The organism is Oricola indica (assembly GCF_019966595.1).
Lineage (GTDB): Bacteria > Pseudomonadota > Alphaproteobacteria > Rhizobiales > Rhizobiaceae > Oricola > Oricola indica.
Window position 1 is genome coordinate 33319 of the sequence record NZ_JAINFJ010000017.1, and the last position, 21575, is coordinate 54893.

A 21575-nucleotide genomic window follows, 5' to 3' on the forward strand; every position below is an offset into this window, starting at 1 on the left:
CACAAGATCGTCCTCAGGAAAGGATCTAAAATGAAACGCCGCAATCTGATTTTTGGCATGGCTGCGACCGGGATGGTCGCGACTTATCCCACCCACCTGTTGGCGCAACCGTCAACCGACGCGCTGCTGGCCCCGGGGCCGCTGCCGGAAAAGAGCTTCGGGCCTGAGGACGCGCCGGTTAAGATCATCGAATACGCGTCTCTGACCTGCCCCCATTGCCGCACCTTTCATGTAAATGTGTGGCCCGAGCTCAAGAAAAAATATGTCGATACGGGTCAGGTCCGCTTCATCATGCGGGAGTTTCCGTTCGATCCGCGGTCTTCGGCCGGATTCATGCTGGCGCGGTGCATGGGCGATGACAAGTGGTATCCCACCATCGATCTGCTTTACCGCACGCAGGACAATTGGGCGCGAGTTGCCGACGGGACCGAGGCGCTCAAGTCAGTGATGGGCATGACGGGGATGAGCTCCGCCGATTTCGAGAAATGCCTCACAGACCAAGAGTTGCTGGATCAGGTCTCTGCCGTTGCCGAGGCAGGCAAGTCGTTTGGAGTGGACTCGACGCCGACCTTCTTCATCAATGGCCAGATGCAAAAAGGCACACTGAGCATCGAGCGGTTCAGTGAGATTATCGATCCGCTCGTCACCGCCGCGAAACAGCAAGGAGGCGCCGATGAATAGTACGATCGGGAACCGGAGACGGAAGAATGCCGGCCTTCTTGTCCGCGCGATGATCCTGACCCTGTCCTTTCCGCTTGGATCTGCGGCTTTGGCTCAGGACACGAATATCGTCGGCCGTGTGAATGGCCAGGATATCACGGCGGACGATCTTGCCCTCGCCGAGCAGATGTACGGGCCGCAGCTCGCCCAGATGCCGCCTGATGCGAGGCGTTCCATCCTGGTCGACGCACTGATCGACATGAAGATCGTCTCAGCCGCTGCCCGTGCGGCAAACGTTACCGGGCAGGACGCCTACAAGAGGCAGCTGGCGTTTCTTGAAGATCAGACGCTGCGCGCCCTTTTCCTGGAGCAACGGGTTGAAAGAGCGGTGACCGACAGCATCGTCAGGGCTACCTATGACGAACAGGCGGCAAGGATTCCGCCGGTGACCGAGCGTCGGCTTCGCCATATCTTGCTTGACAGCGAGGGCGATGCCGTTGAGGTCATTGAGGCGCTGAAGGAGGGAAAGGCGTTCGTGGAGCTGGCGCGGGAGCACTCAGCCGACGAAGTCTCCAGGGTCAAGGGCGGAGACCTCGGCTTTGTGGCGGAAGGCCAGGTCTTGCCGGAGATCGATGCGGCGGCCGCCAATCTACAGCCTGGTGAATACACGCAGACGCCGGTTGCAAGCGCCTTCGGATTTCACGTCGTTCTGCTCGAGGAAACCCGAAATCGTCCTGCCCCGTCGTTTGAGTCCGTGGCGCCGCAGATACGACAAGCTCTGAAAGCCGCCGAGGAGAGGCGCATCATTGCTGAACTCAAGGAAGGTGCGAAGATAGAAAAGCTCGTTCCCGACGTCGCTCCTCCCCAGGGTGAGGACGGTCATGAACACTGAGCCGAAAAGAATTGATAATGGTTCCTTGGGACGGATCGACAGGCGAATGCTCGTCCTCGGAATGTTCGTGCTGCTCGCGGTGCCCGGTCAGGCCCTTGCACACACCGCAAGGCGCAAGTTCGTGCTGGAAGAACGCTTCCTGCCACAGAACGTAAGATCGCCATATGACTACCCGGCAGGAACGATCGTGGTGGTTCCACGCGAGAAGTACCTGTACCTTGTCGGTGGTGCAGGCTCTGCCCGACGATACGGGATCGGTGTCGGCAAGGCGGGACTTGCCTTTACCGGCTCCGCCGTGATCGGCAGGAAGGCAAAATGGCCGTCCTGGCGCCCGACGGACAACATGATCCGCCGCGATCCGGGGAAATATGCCCGCTATGCCGGCGGCGTGCCAGGGGGCCCTAACAACCCATTGGGATCACGGGCTCTCTACCTTTATCGTAACGGCCGCGATACGCTCTACCGAATTCACGGAACGACCGAGCCTTGGACCATCGGCAAGGCTGTTTCCAACGGCTGCATCAGGATGGTGAACGAGCATGTTGAGGATCTTTACGAGCGTGTGCCCGTAGGAGCCCAAGTCGTCGTTGTCTGATGGAAAGACCTGTCTTAGTGATCGGAGCCGGACAGGCGGGGCTCGCTGCCGGGTATCACCTGAAGAATGCCCGCGTGCCGTTTGTCATCGTCGACGGTCATCGTAGGGTCGGGGATAGCTGGCGGGAGCGATATGACTCGCTGTCGTTGTTCACATCACGCCAGTTCAGCGCCCTACCGGGACTGGACCTGGCGGGCAACCGGGAACTTTATGCGAGCCGCGACGAGTTCGCCGACTATCTTGAAGCATACGTGACACGTTTCCGACTGCCGATCCAGCTTGGTCGACGTCTGATCCGCCTCTCGAAGGCTGGAGACGGTGGATTTGAAGCTGCGTTTGACGATGGATCGCGTATCAGTGCCAGCGAGGTGATCGTCGCGACCGGAGCGTTCCAGGTCGCGCTTGTGCCAAAGGTCGCGGCGCAGTTCGGACACGAGGCGCTCCAGCTGACCACCGAAACCTACCGCAATCCGAACCAGTTGCCCGACGGTCCGGTCTTGGTGGTCGGTGATGGAGCAAGCGGGCGGGATATCGCTGTGGAAGTGCGACAAAGGCAGCCCGTCCTGCTGGCGATGGGCAAGCCTCGCAAGCTCTTTCCCGAGCGAGTGCTTGGCAAGTCCATCTGGTGGTGGCTCAACCTGTTTGGCTTGCTAAGAGCCCCCGCGGAGTCGCGGATTGGCAGAAAGCTCAGACAATCCGATGCGTTCCCTGACCGTGACCGGAGCATTGAGAGCCTAGCGAAGCGAGGCATCCGGGTGCTGCCACGTCTCATTGAAGCAAGCGGTCACGCGGCCCGGTTTGCCGACGGCACGTCGGCGGTCATCCGGACTGTCATATGGGCAGTCGGCTATCGGGACGACGCAACCTGGCTCGATATCGAAGACGCGAAAGGGCCTGACGGAGCACTCCTGCACGAAGCCGGTATCTCACCGGTGAAAGGCATCTACTTTGTTGGCCGGCCATGGCAACGCAACCGAGCATCGGCGCTGATCATGGGAGCAGGGCCGGACGGCGAGACTATTGTCGAACGATTGTTGTCGGACAGAGCGAAGCCATAGTCGTCAAGCATCGAAACATCGTCTTGAAGGTGTTACGACGCTTTTCTTCCCGTAGATGGTAGCAGTGCAATTCGTTACCGGATGATCTTCTGCTTCCATCTACGGTTGCTTGGCGCCCACTCGGAATGGATCAAGCTGCGGGAATTTCAGCAAACAGCTCGTCGAACAGCTTTTCTGCTTTGGCGGATGCTCAACCGTCCTGGCTTCATCCAGGTTGCTTGGCGCGCCTACGGCGATAAGCATGACCGTCCCTATTCCGTAGTGCGGGACACATTTTACGCAATAGACGCCTTCTTTCTCGATGGTGATGGTGCTCTGTTCATTCAGCTTGCCTTTGATCGGGAGCGCGTTTTCGGGCAGCATCCCATTTATGCTCTCGGCATTGTGGGACTTGTCAGTTGGAATGAAGGTTATGGTATCACCGGGTGAAGCAGCTACGAAGTCCGGCTCGTACACCATTGCGCCCTTCTTCCCCCTAGTTTAGCATCTGGACCTCATGATTGACACCAGTCTGTGCTCGCGCAGGTAGTGCCGCCAAGGCTGTAAAAGCCGTTGTGCCGGCCAGCATCTCGCGTATCGTGAACATATTGAGCTCCTTTATCTTTCTATTGACGTGAAATCCGTTCCCCTTCCCAACACATCGCGGTCGGGTTTTGCTTAGGTATGAGAGATGTATGGGCGTCTGCCGCCACATTCGGTTCGGAAGTCGATGTCACCTTCGGATCAACCCGAGTATGTGAAATCCGATAGACCGACGCCGGGGGCAGGTTCCACATGACGGTCCCGAGCAAACTCGCCTCCAAGCCCAGCCTCTGAAGTATGGCGTGCGCAATCGGGCACCGAGCGCCATAGGTGAATTGATAGAGATTGCCGCTCGGCCCGAGCCTGCGCGCCACGCCCTCGACGATGCGAAATATCGTACGGGTGGGCATCGAAAGGAGTGGCAACCCGCTGATAGCCGCACTGTATGTGCATCTCTCCCGACGCCCGCCGCGGACAAGCGCGCCGCATCGCCCTGGACGATGCGAGCGCCAGGAAATCGGCGTGAGAGCAAGTTGGCAAAAACTCGCGTCCAGTCCGACCAGCGTCAGTTGTTCCGGCACCAAACCACGTTTGAGGAGAGCCTCGGTGAAGACGCCGGTGCCGGGTCCGAGTTCGAGAACTGACCTCGTGTTCTGGTCGATTGCCTGTGTCATCAAGCGGGCCTGAGACGTCCCTGAAGGGAGCACCGCCCCTACCATCAGGGGGTTGGCGAGCCACTGGCGCAGGAATGTCAAACGCTGCGGTATCTGATGCATCCAGCGCCAACCTTTCTTGCCAAGCGACATGGCATGGTGTGTCGGTTGCTGCTGATCGTCGGGTGAGACAGTGAGGCCGCGTTTGCGAGGTGCCTCAATCCACGGTACCGAAATTGTATAGCAGGGTTGACGCCAAAATAGGCAGAGGATTGGTCTTCAGAGACCTCATTTCTGGCGGACCGCTTCGATCGCACCGGCTAGCGGTTCCTTACCGACGGCTCCCTCGATGATCTGATCTCCTACGACGAACGAAGGCGTCCCTGTCAGGCCGAGCCGCTGAGCCAGCGCGAGGTTTGTCGCAATGATAGCCTCGATCGCTGGTGTAGCCATTTCTTCAGACAGCTTCTTGCGATCGAGTCCCATCTCTTCGGTCAGGTCCAAGGCCCGGCTAGCGTTTATCTGTCCTTGCATTTCCATCAATCTGACATGGAAATCACGCGCGGCGGCGTCCCCAGCAACGCGCTTCACGGACAAGGCCACTTTCGCGGCCTCCACCGAGCCCGGCCCAAGAATGGGAAACTCCTTCAAGACGATCCGCAGCTTGGGATCCTCGGCGACAAGGGCCTTGACGTCAGGTGCCGCCCGCTTGCAATAGCCGCAGTTGAAGTCGAAGAATTCGACGAGTGTAGCATCCCCGTCTGGATTTCCCAGGATCACATCGTCGCTCGATCGGAACAGTGCATCAGTCTGGGCCACTATCGCTTGTGACCTGGCCTCGGCCTCAGCTGCTTGAGTCCGCTTCTCAAGCTCCGTAAGTGCTTCCTCGATGATCTCCGGGTTCTGGATGATGTATTCGCGGACGATCTTCTCGACCTCTGCTCGCTCAATCGATTGGGCATAAACCGGCGAGGCCGTTGTAAACACGGCAATGGCGTACCACCCTAGCTGACCAATGCGCGCAGCCTTCATGATTCCGTTCCTGATGGGGTGTCAGTCGAATAGTCGGCCGAGGAACGAACCGTGCCTTCGACCATGGTGTCCGCCATGACGATCGTGGTCGCTATAGTCGCGGCGGTGATCTCCGCGGCAGTCATTCGATGTATTGCGTGAGGAAGCCTGCGCACGGCCGCGACCTGCTTGCCCCTGGGCGTACTGGGCCTCTTCCGCCGCGCTCCGTTCGATTATCTTGTCGAGTTCGCCTCGGTCCAGCCACACGCCGCGGCATTTCGGGCAGTAGTCGATTTCGATACCCTGACGCTCGCTCATAACGAGGTCGACCCTGCAATGTGGACAAAGAGCCCCGGCAGCTTTGTCGGCTGGCCCATGCGAGTTAAGTAGCGTTCCTGACATCCTAATATCCACCTATTCGAGTGCACCACTGCACCCCACTAGTGGAAAGGTAGGACCTCGAGCGGGTTGAGGTTCAAGTGTTCAAATGTCGCAGCTGGTTGTTGGAAGGCGACGCCGCTAAACTGTTGCACGGTCACGATTTCACGTGTCTTTTTACATCGGCGATAGGTGTTCGAACAAGATCATCGTCCCCAAACCGAAAAGTGCAAGACCTGCAATAAGTTCGGCTAACCTGCCGAGGCGATTGCCAATCAGCCTCCCGACAAGCATGCCTCCCGAGGACATCGCGAAGGTGGCAAGCCCAATTGCTATCGCGACGATGACGATGTTGACCTGAAGGAGCGCGAGAGAGATACCCACCGCCATGGCGTCGATGCTGGTTCCGACCGCCGTCGCCATCAGGGCGGCGAGCGATCTTCCCTTGGGTGGGTTGTCCGTTGAACCCCATATTGCCGCGTAGAGCATATGAATGCCGACGCACGCGAAGAGGGCGAAGGCGATCCAATGATCGATGACGTGAGACCCGAGTTCCCTCCAGTTTTCGGGAGAGTATTGGGTTTCTAATCTGGCCTCATGCGGCCTGTTTTTCCATAGCCATCTTCATTGCGAACTCGTTGGGCGTGATGTTGCCTAGCGATGAGTGGGGTCTGTTGCGGTTGTAGTCCTCCTTCCATGCGTTGATTGCATCCCGTGCTTGGAGAAGCGACGAGAACAGGGTTTCGTTGAGGCACTCGTCACGGAAACTGCCGTTGAAACTTTCGACGAAGCCATTATCCGGCATGTTGTCCTTGGTGCCCGCGTTTGTTCGGTCGCCATGTCGGTTAGACTTGGCGCATCCGGGCCATGGGGCACCGGGAGCACGCAAGTGCGGGCAGGCCGTCGTATGCAGATGAACTGAGAGTTCGAGCACGTTATCTAGCCGCCCCTACGACTCGCCCGGATGCGCTGCGAGCGCGGATCCGTATTTGTCGTGTTGCCCGCTGGCTCCCTGTTCGTGACCAACGATGGAGGGAACCATGCGTATTATCGGCATGGATATACACCGCGTAGCCGCCGAGGTCGTGTCGTTGCTTGATGGCGAGATCGTCAAGCTCGGCCGTGTTCAGATGTTGCGCAACAAGCTGGAGGAGTTCGCTAGAAGGGAGCTCACCCATGACGATCATGTTGTGATCGAGGCAACTGGGAATGCCGCGGCCGTTGCGGAAGTGCTGTCACCCTACGTCAATCGTATCGTGATCGCCAATCCGAAGCGGGAGTGTCAGGAATTTCGTGTTTGGGCGGCCATAATGGATCCGATGGAGGTTCCTCATGGCACGACGCAAAACACCCCGCATTCCTGACGCGTTGCTGGATCAGTTGCTGGCCGGCGCCGATCCCAAGACGGCTTTCGATTCCGACGGATTGCTCGACGATCTGAAGAAGGCGCTTGCCGAGCGGGCGCTGAACGCGGAGATGGATCATCACCTGGCGGATGACGAGGCCGGCAACAGCCGCAACGGCTACGGCCGCAAAACGGTGACGACTGAGACCGGCCGAATTGAGCTGGATATCCCGCGCGACCGCCAGGCAACGTTCGATCCGCAGCTGATCGCCAAGTACCAGCGTCGCTTTCCCGGCTTCGATGAGAAGATCGTTTCGATGTACGCCCGCGGCATGAGCGCCCGCGAGATCGTCGGGCATCTTCGTGATCTCTACGGCATCGACGTCTCGCCCGATCTCGTCAGCGCTGTCACCGACGCGGTGCTGGAAGAGATCGCCGCCTGGCAGGCGCGGCCGCTCGAGCCGGTCTATCCGCTGGTGTTCTTCGATGCCTTGCGCGTGAAGGTCCGCGACGAGGGCATCGTCCGCAACAAGGCGGTCCACATTGCGCTGGGGGTTCGCGCCGACGGCGCCAAGGAGATTCTCGGCCTTTGGCTGGAGCAGAACGAAGGCGCCAAGTTCTGGCTGCGCGTCATGAACGAACTGAAGAACCGTGGAGTCGAGGATGTTCTGCTCGCCGTCGTCGATGGACTGAAAGGCTTTCCCGACGCGATCCGCGCCGTCTTTCCGGAGGCCGTGGTTCAAACCTGCATTGTCCATTTGCTGCGCCACAGCCTGGACTTCGTCTCATACAAGGACCGTAAGCCAGTCGCGGCCGCGCTGAAGGGCATCTATCGCGCCGTCGACGCTGCCGCCGGCGAGGCTGTCCTCAACGCCTTTGAAGAAGGCATCTGGGGCCGTCGATACCCGGCCATCGGCCAGAGTTGGCGGCGCGCCTGGAGCGAGGTCGTGCCGTTCTATGCCTTTCATTTCGACGTTCGCCGCATCTTGTACACGACCAACGCCATCGAGGCCCTCAACGCCAAGCTGCGGCGCGCCGTCCGCGCCAGAGGTCACTTTCCGACCGACGACGCCGCGATGAAGCTCCTTTTTCTGGTCTTGAACAGATCCGAGAAGGAGTGGAAAATGGCCCCTCGTGAATGGGTCATGGCAAAGGCTCAATTCGCCGTCTTATTCGGCGAGCGCTTCACAAAGGCCATGGCGGCCTGATGTTCAAACCGCCGCCCAAACACGAAATTCCTGACACTCCCATCCGAAGCAGGTGCACATGATAGCCCATGCGAAGGTGAAGACCGACACGATCGACGCATCCGTCCTGGCCAAGCTCTATGCCTCGGGCTTCCTGCCGGAGGTCTGGGTCCCTGACCCGGAGACACTCGCTCTGCGAAGACAAGTCACGCGACGGACACAACTGGTGCGGCAACGGTCCCGGCTGAAGAATCTGATCCAGTCCATACTTCATGCACACCTGATCCCGCCATGTCCGCACGGCAATCTCGTGGGTATCAGTGGGCGCAAATGGCTCGCCAAGCAAACACTGCCTGAAGACGAGAGGGTCGCCATTGATCGCCACCTGGCTCTGATTGGCCAGATCACCGAGGCATTGACTGTCGTCGAGGCGGATATCGCCGCGCAGGCCCTTCACGACCCCACAATCCGTCGCCTGATGACGTTGCCCGGCATCGACGTCACCGTCGCCGCAAGCGTTGCCGCAGCAATCGGCGACATCCGGCGGTTCAGCGATCCGCAGAAGCTCGTGGCCTATCTGGGCCTCAACCCGAGCGTGAGGCAGTCTGGTGAGGGGCCCGCTTATCATGGCCGCATCACAAAGCAGGGTCGTGGCCATACGCGGGGGATGCTAGTCGAAGCGGCATGGGCGGCGGCGCGCTCGCCGGGACCACTGCGCGCCTTTTACAGGCGGATCGCATCGCGTCGCGGGAAGTACATCGCGGCAGTCGCTACCGCGCGCAAGCTCGCTATGATTATCTGGCACATGCTGAGCAAGGATGCCGATTACATCTGGGCCCGGCCGGCCTTGCTCGCCCGCAAGTTCAGGACGGCCGAGCTGCGCGCCGGCCTGCCGACGAGGCACGCACGTCGAGGCACGGCTTACGACTACAACATCCCCGCCAAGCGAGCCGAGGAGAGATCCAGGGTGGAGAGGGCCGAAGCAGCGTACACCGACCTCACCTCGCGATGGCGACCCCGACCGAAGGGGAGAAAGGCGGTGGAAAAGCCCGCTCCGTGAGCAGAAGGGGCTATTCAACAACATCCGTTTGCATCGGCTTGCCGGGGGCGATGTAGTGCCATTCGACTTGAGTTTCCTGGCACCATTTGAGGATGGCCATACTGGTCATCTCCGTGCCGTTGTCCGAGACAGTTGTCCTCGGCTTCCCCCGTTTGGTGATGAGGCTTTCCTGCTCGCGGGCAAGCCTTGCGCCTGACAGGGATGTGTCTGCGACCAGGCAAAGGCATTCACGGGTGAAGTCGTCGACGACAGCCAGCACCCGAAAGCGGCGGCCATCGGTGAAGGCATCGCTGACGAAGTCTAGGCTCCAGCGCTCGTTAGGACGCGACGGCAGAGCCAGAGGGCGTCTCGTCCCCAAGGCTCGTTTGCGGCCGCTCCGCTTGCGAACCGTCAACTCTCCTCCCGATAGAGACGTCGTAGCTTCTTCAGGTTCATGACGATCCCCTGCCGGCCGAACATGACGTGGATGCGGCGATAGCCGAAACGGCGGCGCTCGGAAGCCAGCTTCTTCATCGCCTCCCGAATGGCCGCACGCTGCGATATCGCATGCTCGACCGGTCCACCGACAGAACCTCGCCCGCCCGACGCTGGCTCACCCCGTGCTGTGCACAGACATGAGTCACCGCATCCCGCTTCACATCGGGCGTCACCATTTTTTTGAAGCGACATCCTTCAGGATCGCATTGTCCAGCATGCTCTCGGCGAGAAGCTTCTTGAGTTTTGCGTTCTCATCTTCCAGGGCCTTCGGCTTGCGCGCGTCGGACACCTCCATGCCGCCATACTTTGCCTTGTATTTGTAGAAGGCTGCATCCGAGATGCCGTGCTTGCGGCAGACATCGGCTGTCTTCGCGCCCGCCTCCTGCTCCTTCAATATCCCGATAATCTGTTCTTCCGTGAACGCTTAATTCGTCCGCCTCCGTGTCGTGGCAGACTCTACCAAAATCTGGAGGAAGTTTGGGGGGCTCAGGTCAAGATCTTTCCGACCTCCAATATATAGAGTGCACCAGAGCCTTCCGAGAACGGCAGCAAACACTAGGAAGAATCCGAGAAACTCGATCAGGCTGTAGCCCAGCGTTTCAAAGCCTTCCGGCTGCGTTGCGATAAGTATCGTCAGCCAGGCTGGTGCCAACAGCCACATTACAAAAGTTCTCTTACGCTCGACTGGGGATTTCGTACCAATAGTCCCTAACAATGATCTAACTCCACCCCCCGCCAAATGTGCGTAAAAAAATATGAGAACCGATTTGGGTCATGCGCTCCATGGAGCGAGCCCAACGCGGGCTGACGTAGGTGGCGTAGTAATGGGTCGATGACGCCACCTCGGGTAAGAATATCTTCCCGCCCGTGACTGCCATGGCCACGTCCTTAGCTAGACGATACGCCCGTCGATCTGTAATGACATCCGGAATGCCGTCGCAGGCAAAGGAAAACTGGCATTTGTTGATCCAGCTGTCATTTTGATAAACTACGTCGCAGGCGCTTGCTGGATATGCAGGGTTGCGCACCCGATTGAGAATGACTTGCGCGACAGCGGCCTGCCCCCTCACCTCTTCGCCCCGAGCCTCGAAAAAAATTGCGGTGGCAAGGCACTTTTGCTCGGCTGTCGAGAAGACGGATTCCGGTAAAGGCTGCTTCATCCAATCGTGGTCACCTTCCATAGTGGGCGGAACGAAGCGACCGGCTGTCTCGTCGGTGCCGAGTAAAGCCGCGAAGGCATTGGAAGACGCATGGAATTCATCCTTTGGGGCGTAGGCCGTGGCCAGGATGTCGGCGCCATCGTTGTTGACCAGGTCGGCGAGCGCCGCCGGCACACCGGCCAGACGGTCGTCTGCTGGGCTATGAAACGTAGACAGGCCCGCCACCATTTCGGGATCTGCCTGTTTTGAAAAGCCCCGCAGAAAGTATGACGCGTCGGTCCCCGACGAAAGTAGCCGCGAAGCCAACGCCTGTTCTCCAACGGCGGTCTCCAGGTTTTTCCGATACGCTACGCTGACCAGACGTGGTTTCTTCGCTTCTTCAACCACCCGCTGGGACGTGGAAGAAACCTCTCGATCCGCCCGCAAATTGACCCGTTGACCGCCGAGCACCAGATCCAGGTTTTCGTCATCGCCAGGAATAGCGGCACTGGGCAGCCGGAGATCCTTCACATGAGAGCAGGTGTCGGCCTGCTCGACATATACCGCCCAGCGATCCGGCATGGGAGCGATTCCCAACTCGGATTTGGTGCCCTGGATCCCCGTGGGCGATGCGAAGCCGAACACGAACCAACTTGCGCCGAGAATCGCGAGCACACGCCGATGGCCGTTCGATGATCGTCGCTCGAAAGCGGCTTTCGGTTTGGACCGCAATATCTCATTCTCCGGATGCCCCACGCAGAAGGAGAATCGATTGTTAACCTTGATGTAAAGTTAACTCTACTGCGACTGCGCGTCGCAATGTCACGGCAGGCTTATCCAGGCTCCCATTGAACCTCATGTCGCTTGAGCATTTATACCGACACACAAATGGGGTGAATCGGGGATTGCAGTCGACAGAGGAAGGACGACAGCCTTGGCGATCGATGTCTCAGCCGTCGGACTTCTCACGGCCATTTTGGCGGGTGCCATATCATTCGTTTCACCATGCGTTCTCCCGCTCGTGCCGGGCTATCTTTCGTTCGTATCCAGCGGCGTCGATCCTGCGTCCAAGCGGCTCGCCGATCGCATCAAGGTTGTCTGGTCAGCGCTATTTTTCATAGCCGGGTTCTCCACCGTCTTCGTGATGCTTGGGCTTGGCGCACAGGCGTTCGGCGGCATTCTCCTGCGGTATAGTGTCGAGGCAAATCTCCTTGGTGGGGCGCTGCTCATCTGTTTCGGCCTTGTGATGACAGGACTGATCAAGATACCGGCGCTCCTTAGAGATTTCAGACTGCCGGGGCCGCAGACGATATCGGGCCCAGTCGGGGCCTATACGCTTGGACTTACATTCGCGTTTGGATGGACGCCGTGCATTGGCCCGGTGCTCGGCTCGATCCTTACCCTTGCGGCGGTATCTGCCGGAAGCGGTGCAGTTCTCCTCGCAGCCTATAGCGTCGGGCTAGGAATCCCCTTTTTGATAGTTGCGGTCGCCTTCAGCAGCGTCGCGGCCGGGTTCAAGCGCATGCGATATGCCGGCCATATCCTCAACGTGCTTGCCGGCGGCATCATGATCGCTATGGGAATATTGATGATGACAGGCCGTCTCTCGCTGATCGCATTCTGGCTGCTCGAGCGCTTTCCGGGCCTGGGCTACATCGGTTAGCCCGGTGCGGCACCATCCACGACGAACTGGAACCGATCCGATTTCGCGGATCAAGTGGCGCTATCGTTACTGCGTCACCATTGCAGTCACGATGGGCGGCCTGAGCGGTCTGGGGTTCGCACCCTATTTCGTCTTTCCTCTCGCATATTTGGGTCTTGCCGCGTTCGCCTTTCTGACACGCCACAGCCCAAGCGTCCTGGCTGCATTCGTCGCAGGATGGGCCTTCGGCCTGTGTCAATTCATCGTTGGCCTGAGCTGGATCACCGAGAGCTTCGCGGTCGAAGCCGAACAATTTGGAATGCTGGCCTGGCCCGCGGTGACAGCTCTTTCGGCGTTGCTGGCTTTGTTTCCGGCATCCGCGGCTATGACTGCTCGCTATCTCGGCGGATCGGGACCAGGTACATTCTTTGTCCTCCCGGCCACGTGGTCCATCGCGGAGATGGCCCGCGGCGCCATACTGACGGGGTTCCCCTGGAATCTCATTGGATACGCATGGGGATTCAGCGATGAAGTTCTTCAGGCCATTTCGGTCACGGGCATCTATGGCCTCGGGCTTCTGACAGTTCTCCTGGCGGTCTTGCCACTCCTGATCACCGAGAAGTGCAAGCTGGGCCGTCGGTCCGCGGCACTCCTTCTGATCCTGGTGCCAACGATCGCTTTCGCCGCTCTATGGACTGGCGGGGCGATGCGCCTGGCCGCGGCCGACATCGGGGAAAATGGACAACGCCTTCGGATCGTCCAGCCGAACATCCCGCAAAACCAGAAATGGGAGGCTGGCCAAGCGAACGCAATCCTCGACAAACTTCTGGCGCTCAGTACGTCCGGTGAAAGCGATCGGCCACGCTACGTAGTCTGGCCCGAAACGGCGTATCCTGTCCTGTTTGAAGCTGGTCGCAACATCCATCCAGCCCTCACCGCCAGCGTACCGACCGGGGGCCTGCTTCTCTTCGGGGCGGTCAGGGAAGCTCCTGCGCGTCGCGCTGATGATCCTGCCCTGCTGAACAGCGTTCTCGCACTCGATGAGATGGGGGGCGTCGTTGCAGCCTACGACAAGAGGCGATTGGTGCCCTTCGGTGAATTCACCCCTTTCAAGAGGGTTCTCGGCGCCATGAAAATGACTGTCGGCGATATCGACTACATTCCGGGTGAGAGCAGCGCACCGATCCAGCTTGTCGGATTGCCCGCCGCGAGGGTCTTGATCTGCTATGAGGCAATATTTCCACGTTCGGGCGACGACCGAGCAGGGTGGATCCTGAACATCACGAATGACGCGTGGTTTGGCATGTCCGCGGGACCCTACCAGCATTTCCTTGCCGCGCGAGCGAGGACGCTTGAGGCGGGTCTGCCGCTCATCCGGGTGGCCAACAGCGGTGTCAGCGCGATCGTCGACAGCTATGGTCGGGTGAGGGAGATGCTTCCCCTGAACGTCAGCGGGGTTATTAATGGTCCATTACCCGCACCAGCGCCTACTGAGACACTATTCCGCCGCGCCGGAAACATTCCGGTCGTAGTGTCCATAGCGCTGCTCATTGCCGTTGGCGCGGTCACCCGACGACGATCACGGCAAACCGCAGGAGTTGCTGTGGCCCCTAGTGAACGGAGCTGACCAGCGGCGTGTCCCCGTCTCGTATCGAAACCCATCGACCGGTATGATCGATCGCTTGTCGCTTCAGGTAGGTGTATCCGGTTTCATCCCAGTTCAAAACCGTGTCAGTGAGATTGTCGAGAACAATGTCTCCCCCGTCGGTTCGAACGGTCAGCACCGCATGCCCATCGCCGTTCGGGCGTCGCAGCACAGTCAGGAGCAGGTTGGATGCTGAGATGCCGTCTTCCATCAGGACGCGGCGCTTCGCTAGCGCATAGTCCTCGCAGTCCCCCGCATCTACGGGATAGGTCCAGTATTCTTCCTTGCCATACAGCTCGAGGTCGCTTTTCGGCTTAATGGCCTGATTCATGGTGACCGTGAGCTTCTTCAGACGCCCGAGGAGCTCCGTCGACATCTTCAGCGGCGTCACGTCGCGGGTGCGAATTGAGCATTCTGAAGCGTTGCGCTTGCAGAACTCATAGTGTCCGATCGGTTGCGATGTGAGGCTTCCTGTCATCATCGCGGACGGGTGGGCCCATGCACTGCCGGCGCTAAACGTCCAAGCGGCCACCGCACATAAAGCAGCGATCGACTTTCGAGTGGTCACTCCCCGATCCCCCGTCCGATTTTAACCGATATTACCGAACCCTTAACGGCTCGTGCGGCCCGCGTCCATTATGGGCGGGCCACGACTTCGTGAAGTGTCGATCCATGCCCCTAGCTTTCCACAGGAAGCTGCCGGCCGGAAATTGAAGCTCAAGCAGCTAGAGCGACGAAGCTCTCATTCCCTAACGTGACGGAGGATGACCGTGAAGCGATCCGCAAATTCAACTCGAGTGCTCCTCGGTCTCGCTTGCGTGGCGTTCGCGTTCTCGATCGATCAACTGTCCAAGCTTGCAGTCGTCGAGATTATCATGCAACCGCCAAGAGATATTTATATAACTGCATTTCTCAATATTGTGCTTTCTTACAATACGGGGATCAGCTTCGGAATCCTGTCCGGTTATTTTTCCAGCTCTCCCTCTTCGCTGTCATTCCTGACATCGCTCGTAGTCGGGTTTCTATTTGTTTGGATGCTTTATGCAAAGACCAACGGCCATACCATGGCGCTGGGACTAATAACGGGAGGTGCGAGCGGGAATATCTACGACCGAATGCGGCAAGGCGCTGTTACTGATTTCATCGATCTTCATTTAGGTGCCTGGCATTGGCCGACATTCAATACTGCTGATATCGCGATTGTCGTTGGAGCGGCAATTTTGATTGCTGATTCTTTCCGCTCCGCACCCGGGCGACCTGCGGGATGAGGCTGTTGCGCACTACGATTGGGGTCGAACGCTTGTGCGACAGCTCACGCCGCCCTGATGGTCAGTGATGAGATGCAAACCTGAATCCAAAGTCAGTGCGCTATGAACCAGCAGATTTCGTTGCTCTTCAGCATTTCTGTGGTTACGCCCCCAAAGACGCGTTCGGCGAGTGAGTTGCGTCCGAAAACGCCAGTCACAATCAGGTCGGATCCCTCCCTACCGGCCTGATCAAGCAAGCTTGAGCACGCGTCTCCTGCGGTGTTGGAAACGTGCAAATATTGCGCCTTTGCGCCATGGGAACGCAGGTGCGTCGCAACAGCATCGAGCCGTTCGCTCGAAACCTCATCGCCGACCCCGACGACGGAAACACTTTCGGCGCGGACAAGCAGAGGGAGGGCATCATGAGCCGCGCGTCGGGCTTGCGCGGTGTCCTTCCAAGCGACCAGAATGCGGGGGAAGCGAGCGTTCGCAACCGAGCGCCCCAGGCGCAGCACGGGCACGCCGGAACCAAGGGCGACGTGAGCCGGGTTCGGCAACACGCTTTCGTCTTCATCGGATGAATCCGTGATCAGTAAGTCTGCGGTCAGGAGGTGCGCTTTCATTGCAGCGGTAGGTTCGCCAATTCCCGAACACCAGTGGACCTGCTCAGATTCGGCGCCTAACACCTTGTCGACGATGTTCCGACTGGTTACCAACATGCGTTCCATCAATCTGGTCTGCTCTTCGGCCTAGAATACGTTCGGAGCCAAGACATCCTTCATCGACGTTTTCGGCCATGCGTAGGAAGCGACGAAAACTCTGGCGTCGAATGCCTTGGCCATCTCGCGTACGAATTTGAGTGTCCTGGTTAGGTTGCTCCGCGGACATGCATCGACAACGATTTCGCGGAAGTCCGTCACGGTAGAGCTCCTATGGCCTGTTCACCAAACATGCTCATTGGTCTGCTGGCTTGCGTTCCCCACCCTGTCTAGAAGCGCCGCCAGGTTTCCGCGCAGTTGCGGACAGCACCGCTTCGGTGATCGAGTTGGGCAACCTTCGAGGTGTCTCGATTAACCCCAGCACCGGCATCGCCACCAAAAAAAAGCCGAAATAGATGCCCGTCGATAGCTGCATCAACACGACATATATGCCATCTGCCGGTTTGGCTCCGAGCCATCCCAAAAAAAGGGCATTCGCAGCAAACATCCACAGAGATACCTTATACCATGGGCGATACACTGCGGATCGAACTTTCGATGTGTCAAGCCATGGCACGAAGAAGAGCACCGCGATTGCTCCAAACATTGCCAGGACACCCCCCAGCTTAGAGTCGATCGGTCCGATGTTGAACGTCACGGCGCGGAGGATCGCATAGAATGGAAGAAAGTACCATTCCGGGACGATCTTCGCCGGCGTCTTGAGAGAGTCGGCCTCAACGTAGTTGTCTGGGTGCCCTAAGTAGTTTGGTATGTAAAAGACGAAATACGCGAACACTATTAGAAACACTATGGCTCCAAATGCATCCTTCACGGTTGCGTATGGCGTAAATGGCAGGGTATCTGTCTCGTGCTTGACTTCGATGCCTGTCGGATTGGTTTGACCCGTAACGTGCAACGCCCAGACATGGAGCACCACAACACCTGCAATCATGAACGGAAGCAGATAATGCAGTGCGAAAAATCGGTTCAGTGTGGGATTATCGACAGCGAAACCGCCGAGAAGCAGTTGCTGTATCCACTCTCCCACAAGGGGTATCGCCGTGAAGAAGCCGGTGATGACGGTAGCGCCCCAGAAACTCATCTGGCCCCACGGAAGCACGTACCCCATGAACGCCGCCGCCATCATCAGCAGGTATATGATGCAGCCCAATATCCAGAGAAGCTCGCGAGGTGCTTTGTATGACCCGTAGTATAGCCCTCGGAATATGTGGATGTAGACTGCGATAAAGAAGAACGATGCGCCATTTGAATGGAGATACCGGAGCAGCCACCCCGAATTGACGTCGCGCATGATATTCTCAACGGAGTTGAATGCGGTCGCCGTGTTCGCGCTGTAGTGCATGGCGAGGACAACACCCGTGAGGATCTGAAGGCCGAGCATCAGAGTCAGTATACCACCAAGCGTGTAAAGATAATTGAGATTGCGAGGGACTGGATAGGAGATAAAGGAGCCGTGGATCAACCGGGGAAGCGGCATTCGCGCATCGATCCATCGCCCAAGCCCTGTTTTAGGGATATACACTGATGGCGCTCGCGGCATCTACTTCGCTCTCGGCTGTCGATTGAATCATAGTGCTCCTCCATAACATCTCAGGTTGATTGAGGTTCAACCTCGGTTGCCGCCGTTTACATGCGACAAAATGGCTGCCTGATGACAGATATCCGGGAGTCGCAGTATCGCGCGACCGCAACTATCAAAGGAACCTAGCCGGATTACTAGCGCGGCAGATCGCTAGGCCACACACTCATGAACGGGTAGCGATGCGCGGCGAAGAGTGATCCAAGCTTCGAGAGGAGTTAGCGATGTCTCAATGCCGCTACGAGCTGACCAATTTCGAATGGTCGATCATTGAACCGTTGCTTCCAGACAATCCCCGTGGCCGCGGGTCGATGATCGTAAAATGCTGAACGGCATTTACTGGCGGTTGCGGACAGGCTCGCCCTTGGCCGATATCCCCGAGCGCTGCAATCCGCCTATGGATCGGAAATGATGAGTCTGCGTCATGGACAAATGGGGCGATTCCGAGGTTTTTCCCCGGTAGCTATTGACCCTCTAGGAGCCTCAGGTTTCAGATTGGGCACCATCGTCGTGCAGAGGAATTATTGATGGGTATGGCTAGCATTCTTGAGTTCAGGATCAAGGGAAGAAATAACGCCCTTTGCGCCGGTACAATCAAGAGGGTGTTGCGGATGCTGCGCAGCGTTGAGCGAGTAAAGGGCTCCTTAGTGGACAACACCGCTCACTGAAAGTCGACATAAAGCGATGAGCCCGGCAGTATCTGTCGACGGAATTGGTCGTTTCGCCGGGGAGCGCGATCTGCGCGCCCGGGCCATAGCTTCGTCAAGCACCTAAGGAGCGAACCGGATGATGATATCGTGCTTCGCCTGTGGCCTGTCGATTGATTGCAGCTCTGGTTATGCAAACAGCACCGCGAATACAACGTCGAGGTCAAGATGGTGTTTTTCGCTGGCCTTTTTGCTTGCCGTTATACAGCAAGCTGGTGCGTAGTTCGGCGATTCCGGATAAAGAGTTGTCGCAACTGCTGGCAATGGCGTCATTTGCAGGTCTAATAACGCCTAAGTTCCGTCGGGCCTCTCGGTGTCGAACGGTAGGTAGAACCCACCCTCCAAAAATTGATGCTTTCAAGATCACGGGCTTATGAAGAAATCACGAACGGACGATGCTAATGAGGGTCTCGATTCTCACTTTCATTGGCAAGTTGATCGCTTTGTTTAGCAGTAATCCACCTGCGACGCTGCGGTCGAACGTGCCTTCGGTGAATGTGATAACTCAGTATGATCTACGACCGATCGTGGAAGACCGGTTCCGACCAGTGAGCGATGAATTTTCTAAAGGGCAGTCTACTGAATGTATTATCGCGCAGATCGGAAACGAACCGCCTCTGTTGGTTGGGGCCAGATCTAAAACTATTGATCGGCGCGACGTATCAGCTCGATGGTTGAGTGGTACATTCCTTACAGGTATTACCTCCAGCATGTTGATGGGAACGGCCTTGTTCGCTGCTTTCGACAACCGCGAACTAGTGGTGGCGGCGCCCGAACTCCTCGGTTCAGAACGATCTGCGACGAATTCCGATGGACCGGTTGCCAAAAAGACAAATCGGCTGAACCCTACACGTGCCCGGAAGAATTCATCGGAGAGGCGCCGGATTGATGTGTCGACGATCACAAAGTTTGGCGATGTCGATGTGATCGCGATGAAGCCTTTCGTGCAGATGAAAATGTCCCTAGCCACAGGCCACGCCGCTGATAACACTTACCCTCCTTTTGATCCTTTGATGATATTTGCCGAGGAGGAGCCAGCGAAGAACACTTCGTTCGGCGGTGCCATTTATGGTGCGAATGTCGATAGCGTTGTCCGGCTGAGAACAGTAGATTTTCCGCTCGAACCCGCTGATTTTGATACTACAAGCGCACCTTCTTCCGAGGACGTCGAAATCGTGGTGCGCGGGCTCTCCAACTCTATCAGTCTCGGCAACGTGGAAATTGCGCCCCTCCACTACACCAGTCCCGAGCGCGTTGTCGTCGGCGGCGACTCGGCAGCCTTCGATGCGAGTGCCAGTGTCCGGATCGTGGAACAGAACGTGTCGATCGCCAAGCAAACTATTAGGGTAGCTCAAAAATCGAGCTATTCGGAAGATATTCTTACTGTTCAGTCAGTCCGCGGAATAGCTGAAGTATTTGAAGAGGGAGGCTATGTCGGGCTTGTCTCAGAAGACTTAATTGAAGCGCTTGTCGAAACGCTCGGCACCGCGACTCTGCAAGCGGGCGATCTCATGAGATTGGGAATCGAGTCGCGGGGCCGGACCGGCCAAGCTGTTCGCGCCAGCGTGTACAGAGGAGGTAAACACGTGGGGACGGTAGCACTTGATGACAGGAGGCAATATGTCCGCGGCTATGAGCCCGAGCCCAACTCCGCCTTGTCTGAGGTATTTCAGGGCCGCAGCAGGCATCTGGCAAAAACGCCGGTTCAGGCGCCAACCCTATATGACGGAATCTACAGCGCCAGCCTCTCCCATGGGTTGACGGATCCGATCACGCGTCAACTTGTACAACTGCTTTCCCCCAATGTCGATTTTCGAGCACCTACCGATCTGGGTGACCAGATTGAAGTCTTATACTCCCAGCCTGATGAGAACGACAGGGCTACGAGCAATTCTCGGCTGTTATATGTCGAAGCGAGGATTGGCGGTAACACTCACCGTTTCTATCGTTTTCAGATGGCTGATGGTACCGTTGAATATTTCGATGAAAAAGGACGCGCTACCCGTCAATTTTTGCTAAGAAATCCTATTCCCTCCGGCCGGTTCACATCAGGTTTCGGCAACCGACGCCATCCTATACTCGGATATGTACGTCCACATACTGGAGTCGACTGGGCTGCACCGAGAGGCACACCAATTATTGCGCCTGGAGACGGAACTGTTGATCGTGCCGGATGGAATGGCGGTTACGGGCGCCAAACCGTTATCCGCCACGCCAATGGCTACCAGACCACTTTCAACCACCAAAGCAAATTTGCAGACGGTGTGGTTCCCGGAGCACGCGTTTACCAAGGTCAGATTATCGGATATGCAGGATCAACCGGTCAATCGACTGGAAATCACCTTCACTATGAACTTATCATAAACGGAAAGAAAGTTGACCCGATGCGCGTCCGCCTTCCATCGCGAAGAGGGCTCACAGGGTCCGAATTGACGGCATTCCTTGTCGAGAGAAGGCGAATTGACAGCTTGCTGGAAGACGAGAAATCGCTCAGCCCCTACACAACGATCGACAGTCAAAATCTCTAGGCTGTAGTGACACTTTGAGCTTTGGGGATTCCCGGAGATCGCCAAATCAGACTCAACAGTGGCTTTTGGTTGTCAGCGATGGATGGCGAGGTTCTTCGCGACGATCAATGGGAAAAGATCAATCTGTTGTCAGGTGGCGGGCGCGGTCGGTTGCGCGCTGGCGTGATTTGCCTGAGGAGCGGTTCAGTCCCTATCAAATGGCCAAACAGCTTTATTACAGGTGGCTTGAGCAGGGCGTGCTCGATCAATTATTCGAGGCAATTGAATCCGATCCCAATCTGGAATGGCGGGTAATTGATGCCACCGTCACGAAGCCCAGGCTCTGGGCCGCTCGCGGGGCGGTTTACCGTCGCTCCGGTATCGGCGAGGATCGCGATCCAGAGACCGGTGACGCCAATCACAGAAGTGATGAGGAACACTGCCTTGAGCCCGAGGGCTGTGGTAATGTTCTGACTAGAGCGTTTTCCGATCATTCTGGGTCATATCCGCACGATCTGAAGTAGTTGTCGCATTCGTCAGGCTGGAAGATGT

General features: G+C 57.6%; 18 protein-coding genes and 6 pseudogenes. 13 read left to right on the plus strand and 11 right to left on the minus strand.

Annotated elements, in window-relative coordinates:
- The first annotated feature begins 30 nt into the window (after nucleotides 1-30).
- From LC343_RS23275 to LC343_RS23290, 4 genes are read left to right on the plus strand one after another with little or no spacing between them, the layout of a single operon-like run.
- Nucleotides 31-681, plus strand: coding sequence for a DsbA family protein (locus LC343_RS23275; protein WP_223479555.1), 651 nt, complete (start codon nucleotides 31-33; stop codon nucleotides 679-681).
- A gap of 49 nt (nucleotides 682-730) precedes the next feature.
- A complete protein-coding gene (locus tag LC343_RS23280; RefSeq protein WP_223479556.1) occupies nucleotides 731-1552 on the plus strand; it encodes a peptidylprolyl isomerase in 822 nt (273 codons plus the stop codon).
- A 46-nt stretch (nucleotides 1553-1598) separates the two neighbouring features.
- Entirely contained in the window at nucleotides 1599-2147 is a 549-nt protein-coding gene (locus LC343_RS23285; protein WP_223479571.1) for a L,D-transpeptidase, read from the plus strand.
- Nucleotides 2147-3205, plus strand: coding sequence for a flavin-containing monooxygenase (locus LC343_RS23290; protein WP_223479557.1), 1059 nt, complete (start codon nucleotides 2147-2149; stop codon nucleotides 3203-3205). The genes LC343_RS23285 and LC343_RS23290 overlap by 1 nt, the downstream gene beginning before the upstream one ends.
- A 99-nt stretch (nucleotides 3206-3304) precedes the next feature.
- Here LC343_RS23290 and LC343_RS23295 read toward each other — a convergent pair whose 3' ends face one another.
- The 5 genes and pseudogenes from LC343_RS23295 to LC343_RS23315 all read right to left on the minus strand — a co-directional run.
- Nucleotides 3305-3664 (minus strand): pseudoazurin, encoded by a 360-nt coding sequence (locus LC343_RS23295; RefSeq protein ID WP_223479558.1) that lies wholly within the window; start codon nucleotides 3662-3664, stop codon nucleotides 3305-3307.
- Nucleotides 3665-4668: 1004 nt separating this feature from the next.
- Nucleotides 4669-5412, minus strand: coding sequence for a DsbA family protein (locus tag LC343_RS23300; protein ID WP_223479559.1), 744 nt, complete (start codon nucleotides 5410-5412; stop codon nucleotides 4669-4671).
- Between the two features lie 21 nt (nucleotides 5413-5433).
- On the minus strand, nucleotides 5434-5793 hold the full coding sequence (locus tag LC343_RS23305) for a TFIIB-type zinc ribbon-containing protein (protein ID WP_223479560.1): 360 nt from the start codon (nucleotides 5791-5793) through the stop codon (nucleotides 5434-5436).
- Nucleotides 5794-5946: 153 nt separating this feature from the next.
- Entirely contained in the window at nucleotides 5947-6306 is a 360-nt protein-coding gene (locus tag LC343_RS23310; RefSeq protein WP_223479572.1) for a manganese efflux pump, read from the minus strand.
- A gap of 58 nt (nucleotides 6307-6364) precedes the next feature.
- A pseudogene (locus LC343_RS23315) lies at nucleotides 6365-6565 on the minus strand (integrase core domain-containing protein); the annotation flags it as partial.
- Nucleotides 6566-6809: 244 nt separating this feature from the next.
- Here LC343_RS23315 and LC343_RS23320 point away from each other — a divergent pair.
- The 3 genes and pseudogenes from LC343_RS23320 to LC343_RS23330 all read left to right on the plus strand — a co-directional run.
- A complete protein-coding gene (locus LC343_RS23320) occupies nucleotides 6810-7133 on the plus strand; it encodes a hypothetical protein (protein WP_428982656.1) in 324 nt (107 codons plus the stop codon).
- A complete protein-coding gene (locus LC343_RS23325) occupies nucleotides 7102-8322 on the plus strand; it encodes an IS256 family transposase (RefSeq protein WP_223479561.1) in 1221 nt (406 codons plus the stop codon). Before LC343_RS23320 ends, LC343_RS23325 begins: the two co-directional genes overlap by 32 nt.
- A gap of 37 nt (nucleotides 8323-8359) precedes the next feature.
- A pseudogene (locus LC343_RS23330) lies at nucleotides 8360-9361 on the plus strand (IS110 family RNA-guided transposase); the annotation flags it as partial.
- 13 nt (nucleotides 9362-9374) lie between these two features.
- Here LC343_RS23330 and LC343_RS23335 read toward each other — a convergent pair.
- Both LC343_RS23335 and LC343_RS23340 read right to left on the minus strand, forming a co-directional pair.
- A pseudogene (locus tag LC343_RS23335) lies at nucleotides 9375-10259 on the minus strand (IS3 family transposase); the annotation flags it as partial.
- A gap of 298 nt (nucleotides 10260-10557) precedes the next feature.
- Nucleotides 10558-11709: a cell wall hydrolase gene (locus LC343_RS23340; RefSeq protein WP_223479562.1), complete on the minus strand. Its 1152-nt coding sequence runs from the start codon at nucleotides 11707-11709 to the stop codon at nucleotides 10558-10560.
- 202 nt (nucleotides 11710-11911) lie between these two features.
- Here LC343_RS23340 and LC343_RS23345 point away from each other — a divergent pair, with 202 nt between their 5' ends.
- Both LC343_RS23345 and lnt read left to right on the plus strand, forming a co-directional pair.
- Nucleotides 11912-12640, plus strand: a complete 729-nt coding sequence (locus tag LC343_RS23345; protein WP_223479563.1) for a cytochrome c biogenesis CcdA family protein — start codon at nucleotides 11912-11914, stop codon at nucleotides 12638-12640.
- Between the two features lie 91 nt (nucleotides 12641-12731).
- On the plus strand, nucleotides 12732-14246 hold the full coding sequence (gene lnt, locus LC343_RS23350; RefSeq protein ID WP_223479564.1) for an apolipoprotein N-acyltransferase: 1515 nt from the start codon (nucleotides 12732-12734) through the stop codon (nucleotides 14244-14246).
- On the opposite strand, the gene LC343_RS23355 is transcribed toward lnt, so the two are convergent.
- On the minus strand, nucleotides 14230-14832 hold the full coding sequence (locus tag LC343_RS23355) for a transglutaminase-like cysteine peptidase (RefSeq protein ID WP_428982657.1): 603 nt from the start codon (nucleotides 14830-14832) through the stop codon (nucleotides 14230-14232). The two genes, lnt and LC343_RS23355, sit on opposite strands and share 17 nt — an antisense overlap.
- A gap of 196 nt (nucleotides 14833-15028) precedes the next feature.
- Between LC343_RS23355 and lspA the strand changes: the two genes are divergently transcribed.
- A complete protein-coding gene (lspA, locus tag LC343_RS23360; RefSeq protein WP_223479565.1) occupies nucleotides 15029-15532 on the plus strand; it encodes a signal peptidase II in 504 nt (167 codons plus the stop codon).
- A gap of 92 nt (nucleotides 15533-15624) precedes the next feature.
- On the opposite strand, the gene LC343_RS23365 is transcribed toward lspA, so the two are convergent.
- On the minus strand, nucleotides 15625-16239 hold the full coding sequence (locus LC343_RS23365; RefSeq protein ID WP_223479566.1) for a universal stress protein: 615 nt from the start codon (nucleotides 16237-16239) through the stop codon (nucleotides 15625-15627).
- A 226-nt stretch (nucleotides 16240-16465) separates the two neighbouring features.
- A complete protein-coding gene (locus LC343_RS23370) occupies nucleotides 16466-17770 on the minus strand; it encodes a cytochrome b (RefSeq protein WP_223479567.1) in 1305 nt (434 codons plus the stop codon).
- A 263-nt stretch (nucleotides 17771-18033) separates the two neighbouring features.
- Between LC343_RS23370 and LC343_RS23375 the strand changes: the two are divergent.
- The 3 genes and pseudogenes from LC343_RS23375 to LC343_RS23385 all read left to right on the plus strand — a co-directional run.
- Nucleotides 18034-18206, plus strand: a pseudogene (locus LC343_RS23375) (transposase); the annotation flags it as partial.
- A gap of 858 nt (nucleotides 18207-19064) precedes the next feature.
- Nucleotides 19065-21044: a M23 family metallopeptidase gene (locus LC343_RS23380; protein WP_223479568.1), complete on the plus strand. Its 1980-nt coding sequence runs from the start codon at nucleotides 19065-19067 to the stop codon at nucleotides 21042-21044.
- A gap of 78 nt (nucleotides 21045-21122) precedes the next feature.
- Nucleotides 21123-21382 (plus strand): annotated as a pseudogene (locus LC343_RS23385) (transposase); the annotation flags it as partial.
- Here LC343_RS23385 and LC343_RS25400 read toward each other — a convergent pair.
- A pseudogene (locus tag LC343_RS25400) lies at nucleotides 21293-21496 on the minus strand (hypothetical protein); the annotation flags it as partial. The pseudogenes LC343_RS23385 and LC343_RS25400 sit on opposite strands and share 90 nt — an antisense overlap.
- Nucleotides 21497-21575 lie beyond the last annotated feature (79 nt).

Bases quoted from the DNA above. Each gene is read 5' to 3' on its own strand.
- LC343_RS23275 (WP_223479555.1), top strand. From the start codon at position 31: ATGAAACGCCGCAATCTGATTTTTGGCATGGCTGCGACCGGGATGGTC.
- LC343_RS23280 (WP_223479556.1), top strand. From the start codon at position 731: ATGATCCTGACCCTGTCCTTTCCGCTTGGATCTGCGGCTTTGGCTCAG.
- LC343_RS23285 (WP_223479571.1), top strand. From the start codon at position 1,599: ATGCTCGTCCTCGGAATGTTCGTGCTGCTCGCGGTGCCCGGTCAGGCC.
- LC343_RS23290 (WP_223479557.1), top strand. From the start codon at position 2,147: ATGGAAAGACCTGTCTTAGTGATCGGAGCCGGACAGGCGGGGCTCGCT.
- LC343_RS23295 (WP_223479558.1), bottom strand. From the start codon at position 3,664: ATGGTGTACGAGCCGGACTTCGTAGCTGCTTCACCCGGTGATACCATA.
- LC343_RS23300 (WP_223479559.1), bottom strand. From the start codon at position 5,412: ATGAAGGCTGCGCGCATTGGTCAGCTAGGGTGGTACGCCATTGCCGTG.
- LC343_RS23305 (WP_223479560.1), bottom strand. From the start codon at position 5,793: ATGTCAGGAACGCTACTTAACTCGCATGGGCCAGCCGACAAAGCTGCC.
- LC343_RS23320 (WP_428982656.1), top strand. From the start codon at position 6,810: ATGCGTATTATCGGCATGGATATACACCGCGTAGCCGCCGAGGTCGTG.
- LC343_RS23325 (WP_223479561.1), top strand. From the start codon at position 7,102: ATGGCACGACGCAAAACACCCCGCATTCCTGACGCGTTGCTGGATCAG.
- lnt (WP_223479564.1), top strand. From the start codon at position 12,732: ATGGGCGGCCTGAGCGGTCTGGGGTTCGCACCCTATTTCGTCTTTCCT.
- lspA (WP_223479565.1), top strand. From the start codon at position 15,029: ATGACCGTGAAGCGATCCGCAAATTCAACTCGAGTGCTCCTCGGTCTC.
- LC343_RS23365 (WP_223479566.1), bottom strand. From the start codon at position 16,239: ATGGAACGCATGTTGGTAACCAGTCGGAACATCGTCGACAAGGTGTTA.
- LC343_RS23370 (WP_223479567.1), bottom strand. From the start codon at position 17,770: ATGCCGCGAGCGCCATCAGTGTATATCCCTAAAACAGGGCTTGGGCGA.